At 68.7% G+C, this 6,000-nt stretch carries 5 protein-coding genes and 1 tRNA gene; 2 read left to right on the top strand and 4 right to left on the bottom strand.

Annotation, left to right across the window (positions count from 1 at the left end):
- Positions 1–19: 19 nt before the first annotated feature.
- Positions 20–92, bottom strand: a tRNA-Asn gene (locus QH276_RS29660).
- A gap of 206 nt (positions 93–298) precedes the next feature.
- On the opposite strand from QH276_RS29660, the gene QH276_RS29665 reads away from it, so the two are divergent.
- A complete protein-coding gene (locus QH276_RS29665) occupies positions 299–547 on the top strand; it encodes a hypothetical protein (protein WP_195057105.1) in 249 nt (82 codons plus the stop codon).
- Between the two features lie 6 nt (positions 548–553).
- On the opposite strand, the gene dnaG is transcribed toward QH276_RS29665, so the two are convergent.
- From dnaG to QH276_RS29680, 3 genes are all read right to left on the bottom strand, one after another.
- Entirely contained in the window at positions 554–2,476 is a 1,923-nt protein-coding gene (gene dnaG, locus QH276_RS29670) for a DNA primase (RefSeq protein WP_280399974.1), read from the bottom strand.
- 213 nt (positions 2,477–2,689) lie between these two features.
- Entirely contained in the window at positions 2,690–3,934 is a 1,245-nt protein-coding gene (locus QH276_RS29675; protein WP_280399975.1) for a deoxyguanosinetriphosphate triphosphohydrolase, read from the bottom strand.
- A gap of 64 nt (positions 3,935–3,998) precedes the next feature.
- On the bottom strand, positions 3,999–4,697 hold the full coding sequence (locus QH276_RS29680; protein WP_432278668.1) for a YdcF family protein: 699 nt from the start codon (positions 4,695–4,697) through the stop codon (positions 3,999–4,001).
- A gap of 313 nt (positions 4,698–5,010) precedes the next feature.
- Here QH276_RS29680 and QH276_RS29685 point away from each other — a divergent pair, with 313 nt between their 5' ends.
- Complete coding sequence (locus QH276_RS29685) at positions 5,011–5,829, top strand: MerR family transcriptional regulator (RefSeq protein ID WP_280399976.1); 819 nt, start codon at positions 5,011–5,013, stop codon at positions 5,827–5,829.
- The last annotated feature ends 171 nt before the right edge of the window (positions 5,830–6,000 follow it).

The raw sequence follows: 6,000 nt of genomic DNA on the forward strand, positions 1-6,000 counted from the left end.
GCCTGACCTGCTGATTGTGCTCCCCCAACTGGACTCGAACCAGTAACCTGCCGATTAACAGTCGGCTGCTCTGCCAATTGAGCTATAGGGGATTGCTCGGTGGTCTTGCCCGTTCGGGGCTGACCGAGGTGAAACTTTAGCGTATGGGTGGGTGCGCGCCCAAATCGCGGGGTCGGGGTCGGCGGACGGGGCAAAAGTGCGTACCGGCGGCGCGGGTGCGGTGGCGTCGGATCGACAGGTGTCGGTGCGGTCGGGCAGGATGGGGCAGCACGGACTACTGGGAGGAGCTCGACCCAAGATGCTGCGGTTGATCATCGGTATCGCTGCCGGTTATGTGCTGGGCAGTAAGGCCGGGCGGGCGCGCTATGAGCAGATCAGTGCCAGTGCGCGCGCCGTCGCGGGAAGCCCGGTGACCCGCAAGCTGGTGTTGGTGAGCCGGCAGAAGCTGTCGGAGAAGTTGAGCACCCAGCCCAAGCTCGAGCCCATGGAACCGCTGGACGAGCGCACCACAGTGATGGTGCCGCACGATCAGCTGCGGCGGCGTTAGCGGGTATCAGGCGGCGAAGTCGCCGCTGCCCATGGCCTGCTCGAGCAGGCTTTTCCGGTACTGCTCGAGTGCCACCAGATCGCCGAACAGCGCCATATAGGTGTCGGGGTCGTCGGTGGAGGAGACGCGGTGCAGCCGCGATTTCAATTCGGCGATCTGCCGTCCCACCAGCCCGGCCTGGGCACTGGCGAGCACGCCCGTGATGAAGCGCGGGATATCGCCGCTGGATTTCACCGGCAGCGGTTCGCTCGCCAGTTCCGAGACCAGTGCACGCAGGGTGAGGTCGTCGGTGTGGTCGGTGATGGCGGCGATCCAGTCGGCGCCCGTCAGACCGCTGCACACTCCACCGGCTTCGGCCATGAGCGTGCGGACGGCGATATAGGCGGGGTGGGTGAAGGCCTCGGTTTCCAGGGCGTCGAAGGCCGGGCCGGCGATTTCCGGGTACTGGAGACCGGCGGCCAGGGCCTGGCGCTGGGAGCGCAGCACCGGGTCGATCGGGTCGGGCCGGGCGGCCGGCTGAGTGGGGCCGGTGTGTTCCACCCGGGGCGCGCGGGCGGGGGCGACCGCGGCGGCACCGCGGAGTTTGCGGGCCTCCTCGTCGACGCGGCGGTAGACGAGCTGCGGATCCTGCCAGCCGGTCCATTCGGCGAGCTGGGTCGCGTAGCGTTTGCGCAGGCCGTGGTCCTTGATCTGGGCGACGATCGGCACCGCCCAGCGCATCACCTCGACCTGGCTGTCGTAGGTGAGGGCGCCGGTGCGGCTGTCCTCGCGTTTGGCGATCTCCTGGCGCAACGCGAAATCGAACAGCGGTTCGCGCCGGGCGACCATATCGCGCAGGGCCGCGTCGCCCGAATGCTGGCGCATCTCGCACGGATCCTGGCCGTCCGGGGACACCACCACGAAGGTCTGCCCGGCCACCTTCTGATCGCCGAGGAATGCCTTCAGGGCGGCGGCCTGGCCGGCGGCGTCGCCGTCGAAGGTGAAGATGATCTCACCGCGCCAGAAGTTGTCGTCCATGAGCAGACGGCGCAGTATGCCCAGGTGATCGTCGCCGAAGGCGGTGCCGCAGGCGGCGACGGCGGTTTTCACCCCGGCCAGATGCATGGCCATCACATCGGTGTAGCCCTCGACGACCACGGCCTGATGGCTCTTGGCGATCTCCCGTTTGGCGTGGTCGAGACCGAAGAGCACCTGAGACTTCTTGTACAGCAGGGTTTCCGGGGTGTTGACGTATTTGCCCGGCATGGTGTCGTCGTCGAAGAGTTTGCGCGCGCCGAAACCGATCACATCGCCGCCGAGATTGCGGATGGGCCACAGCAGCCGCCGGTGGAACCGATCGATCGGGCCACGCCGGCCCTGCCGGGAAAGCCCGGCCGCCTCGAGTTCCTTGAAATCGAAACCCTTGTTCAGCAGGTGTTTGGTGAGGGTGTCCCAGCCATCGGGGGCATAACCGCAGCCGAACTGTGTCCAGGCGGCCTCGTCGAAATTACGGTCGGTGAGATATTTGCGGGCCACCGTGGCGTCGGGACCGCGCAGCCGCGACATGTAGAACTCGTGCGCGGCGGCATTGGCGGCGACCAGCCGGGAGCGGGTGCCGCGGTCGCGCTGGACCGAGGTACCGCCGCCCTCGTAATTGATCCGGTAGCCGATCCGGTCGGCGAGCTGTTCGACGGCCTCCACGAACCCGATGTGCTCGATCTTCTGGATGAAGGCGTACACATCACCGCCCTCGTTGCAGCCGAAACAGTGGAACAAGCCGTGGTTGGGGCGGACGTGGAACGACGGCGATTTCTCGTCGTGGAACGGGCACAGGCCCTTCATGGAATCGGCCCCACCACGTTTGAGCGCCACGTACTCGCCCACCACGTCTTCGATCCGGACACGCTCCCGAATGGCGGTGATATCGCGAGCTGGTATTCGTCCGGTCACGGGGACGAGTCTAGGCGATCCCCCCGCGCCCACTCCGGCCCGTACGCGCCGATATGCCGTCGCCCGGACACACCGCCCACCGGCGTCCCGCCGCGGCGATACCGCCGGCCCGGCTCCGTCCCGCGGGAGGCCCGAAAAGCGGCTTCGCCCTGCTCGGCACCGGTGCCGACGGGCCCTGCCACACGCCGGACGCCCGGTGAACTCGCCGAGGGCTCACAGGTGAGCGGCCACGCGTTCGAGGCGGCTCTCGGTGTAGGAGGCGATCTGGTCGACGATCACCCGCACCCGGGCGGTGTCGTCGGCGGCGGCCTCCCACCACGGCTGCAGGAGGGGGTCGAGGGCGGCGGGGCCGGTGGCCAGCAGATGTTCGGCCACCGCGATCAACCGGTCCCGCTGGGCGGCCTGCCGCAGTTTGTGATCGGGATCGGACATGACGTAGCGCAGGGCCACCGTCTTCAGGATCGCGACCTCGGCCGCGGCCACCGGCGGCACCAGCAGATCGGCGGAGTAGCGGGCCGGCGGACCCGACGTCGCCTCCCGGGTGGTGACCACCGCCGCGTTCGCGAAACGGCCCACGAGTTCACTGGTGAGCCGCTTCAACGCGACCGAACTGCGCAGCGTGCCGTCGTAGCTGAAGACATCGGCGACCACGGGCAGCTCCGAGAGCCGCTGCGCCGCGGCCACCAGATCGTCGACCGACAGCGCGCGATGCTGCACATGCCCCAGTTCGGCCAGCGCCAGTCGTTCCACCGGGTCGGCCAGCGCGCGCAGGTCGATGCGGCCGGCGATGATCCCGTCCTCCACATCGTGCACGGAGTAGGCGACATCGTCGGACCAGTCCATCACCTGGCATTCCAGCGCGGGTCGCCGCTCCGGGGCGTCCTTGCGCACCCAGGCCAGCCGGTCGGCGTCCGCCTCGTAGGCACCGAACTTGCCGCCCGGTTCGGTGCGCTGCCACGGGTATTTGATGCAGGCGTCGAGGGCGGCGCGGGTGAGGTTGAGCCCGGCGCTGTGACCGTAGGAATCGAGGACCTTCGGTTCGAGCCTGGTGAGGATGCGCAGATTCTGGGCGTTGCCCTCGAACCCGCCGTGCTCGGCGGCGAAGATATCGAGGGCCTTCTCCCCGTTGTGCCCGTAGGGCGGGTGGCCGATATCGTGCGCGAGGCCCGCGAGTTCGGCGAGGTCGGGGTCGCAGCCCAGGCCGTCGGCGATACCGCGCCCGATCTGGGCGACCTCGAGGGAGTGGGTGAGCCGGGTGCGCGGGGTGTCACCTTCGCGGGGGCCCATGACCTGCGTTTTATCGGCCAGCCGGCGCAGCGCGGCCGAATGCAGCACCCGGGCACGGTCGCGCGCGAATTCGCTGCGGTGCCCGTTGCCGGCCGAGCCGGCGTCGACCAGCCCGGCCGTTTTGGGGGCCTCGGTGACCAGGCGTTCTCGGTCGTGCTCGGTGTACGTCATCGCACCAAGTCTGCCAGCCGGGGGTGACGTCCCGGAGTTTCCGGCGGCACCGCGAGATGAAGTGTCACTGACCGGCGGTGTAGCTGAAATCGTCCGCCGAGAAATGGGTGAGCTGATACCAGAGCAGGGCGGCGGTCTCGCGGGCGATCCCGTGCGCCTGTGATTCGCGGGTGTACACGGCCGGTCCGGTGCGGGTGGGGGCGGTCCACGCGTCGAGTCCGGCGTCGCGGGCCATGGTGCGGGTACGCAGCGAATGCCAGGGGTCGCTCACCAGGACCGCCGATTCGAGCCCGCGTTCCTTCATCGCCGCGGCCACCGCCTCGATACTGCGCAGCGTGTCGGACCCGGTCTCCACGGCCAGCACCGCCTCCTCCGGGACACCGGCTTCGGTGAGATACATCTTCCCGGAGGCCGCCTCGGTGTAGAGGTCGCCTTCCTGTTTCCCGCCGACCGTGATCACCAGATCCGAAACGCCCTGCTGGTACAGCCGCTCGGCCTGATACAGCCGGGCCTCGAACACCGAGGACGGGGTGCCCGAGTACTGGGCGGCACCCAGCACCACAATGGCGTCCGCGGGGGTATAGTCCTCGATCCGCGCGACCTGCCAGACGCGCACCGCGGTGCCGGCCAGCAGCACAAGGCCCAGCACCACGGCACCACTGATCAACCGGCCGGTCCAGCGCAGAATCGCGGTACCGAGCCCGCGCCCGCCGCGGGGTTCGGCACGCGAATCCGGTCGTGTACGCGTGGGAGCCCAAGTCACACCGACAAGTCTGCCAGGCACGTTCCGGGCGCCGGGCAGCGCGGACCTCGTACCGGCAATCGCCACGCAACCGGGACCCGATGTCGTTCGCACTGTTCGGAGCGGCGGGAATACTGGTTGCCAGCAGTCCGGCAACCTCGTACGACTGCGAAATCCCCGCGATACCGGTACATCGGGCCGGGGTTGTCGCCCGAATCGTTATCGGGACCCGCCGCGGGAGTGAGGGTGACGGCGGTCCGCAGGCAAGCGCGACAGCACCCGGGAACGGACGGTTGACCCTCTCACAGTGTGAGCCCATAGAACAGGTGGCGTCATGTTGAGTATCGGAGATTTCGCCAGGCACGGGCAGGTTTCGGTCCGGATGCTGCGCCACTACGACCTCCTCGGCCTGCTGGTGCCCGACCGGGTCGACCCTGTCAGTGGGTACCGCTACTACGAGGTCGGACAGCTGGCGCGGCTGAATCGGATCATCGCGTTGAAAGAGCTCGGTTTCACGCTGGACCAAGTGGGCCGGATGCTGGACGGCGCGGTGACCGGTGCCGAGTTGCGCGGCATGCTCACCTTGCGCAGCGCCGAACTCGCACAGCGAATAGCCGCGGACCGGGAGCGGCTGGCCCGGGTCGAGGCGAGACTCCGGGTTATCGAAAGGGAGGGCACCATGCCTACCGACGAGATCGTGGTGAAATCCGTTCCGGCGGTCCGGATCGCCGAACGCAGTACCCTGGTCGCCGATTTCACGCCGGAGCGGATCGGGCCGGCGGTGCAGCGGCTGTTCACGGAGTTGTGCGCCGCGCTGGAGCGGGATCGGGTCGAGATCAGCGGTCCGGCCGTCTGCTACTACGACCACCGGCCGGACGGCTCGGTGCTGGCGCACGCGGGTATGCCGGTGCGTACCGAACCCGGCGGGTCGGACGACTTCACCGTCGTCGACCTCCCGGAGATGCCGCTGGCGGCGACGCAGATCTACCGCGGCGATATGAACGGCGTCGTCGAACCGCACCAGGACCTGGTGCAATGGATCGCCGACAACGGCTACCGCACAGCGGGACCCGGCCGCGAGGTCACGCTGGTCTGGGATGTGGACAACAGCAAGTGGGTCACCGAACTCCAGGAACCCATCGCACGCGCATGAACCCCGCAGCCGGAGCCGGCCCCCCCGCGCCCGCCGCCCCCGCCCGGGGGGGGGTTCCCCGAGGCGTTTAATCCCGCGGGGTTTTATCGGCGCCGCCGCCAGCGGAACCTCCGGGCGGCCGACGACGGTGAAGTCGTCCGACCCGCCGGGTTCGGTACGCACCGGCATACC

The sequence above is a fragment of the Nocardia carnea genome, from assembly GCF_029869215.1.
GTDB classification, from domain to species: domain Bacteria; phylum Actinomycetota; class Actinomycetes; order Mycobacteriales; family Mycobacteriaceae; genus Nocardia; species Nocardia carnea_B.

Excerpts from the sequence above, each read along its gene's own strand:
- QH276_RS29685 (WP_280399976.1), top strand. The coding sequence starts at position 5,011 with ATGTTGAGTATCGGAGATTTCGCCAGGCACGGGCAGGTTTCGGTCCGG.
- QH276_RS29675 (WP_280399975.1), bottom strand. The coding sequence starts at position 3,934 with ATGACGTACACCGAGCACGACCGAGAACGCCTGGTCACCGAGGCCCCC.
- QH276_RS29665 (WP_195057105.1), top strand. The coding sequence starts at position 299 with ATGCTGCGGTTGATCATCGGTATCGCTGCCGGTTATGTGCTGGGCAGT.